The organism is Vibrio sp. 03_296 (assembly GCF_002265885.1).
The window spans coordinates 1-753 of the sequence record NZ_NPKW01000536.1 but is presented as its reverse complement, the minus strand read 5'-3'; the positions used below and the strand labels follow the sequence as shown (position 1 = coordinate 753).

The window sequence follows — 753 nt, the reverse complement described above, 5'->3', positions numbered from 1 at the left end:
CCGCTGATGCTAAAAAGCGGGCGTTTCCACGCGCTTTGCCGCGGGGGTAGGAAGCCGCGGCGTCAACGGGGGGGCGAATTGAGTGCCTCCGGTGATGGGCGCGGGGGCGTTCATTATGGCCTCTTACACGCAGATTCCTTATGTCGATATTGTCGCGGTGTCATTTGTCCCTGCTTTGATTTACTTTCTGTCGGTGGCGTTTTTTGTGCGCATCGAAGCCAAACGCAGCGGCGTGCAGAAAATCACCACCAGTGATGAATCATTGGGCAAGGTGCTGCTGTCTGGTTGGCACAATCTGATCCCTCTGGCGGTGCTGGTTACCTTATTGGTACAGGGCTTTACTCCGACCTACGCGGCCGGTTTGTCTATCCTTTCGGTGGTGGTGGCGTCTTGGTTCTCGAAAGACCACAAATGGGCCCAAGAGATCATCGATGCACTTGCCCAAGGGCAAGAACATGGCGACGACTGCGGTCTTGCTGGTAGGCATTGGCTTGGTGATCGAACGATGATCATGCACCACCGGGATTGGCAATACCTTCTCATTGGATTGATCAACGGTTGGTCGCAGGGGGACTTGCTGATCATGCTAGTGCTGATTGCATTGGCCTCACTGGTGTTGGGCATGGGCCTGCCAGTTACCGCGGCTTACATCGTGTTGGGCACGCTCTCTGCCCCTGCCTTGTATCAATTGATTGCGGAAAACCAGCTGTTGAGCCTGATGTCGGCGGGGCAATTGCCAGAACAAGCGAAAGC

General features: G+C 55.5%; 1 protein-coding gene. It reads left to right on the top strand.

The features are described from left to right. Positions 1-82: 82 nt before the first annotated feature. Positions 83-753: TRAP transporter large permease subunit (locus CIK04_RS26000; RefSeq protein WP_128824707.1), on the top strand; the 671-nt coding region annotated here is incomplete at its 3' end.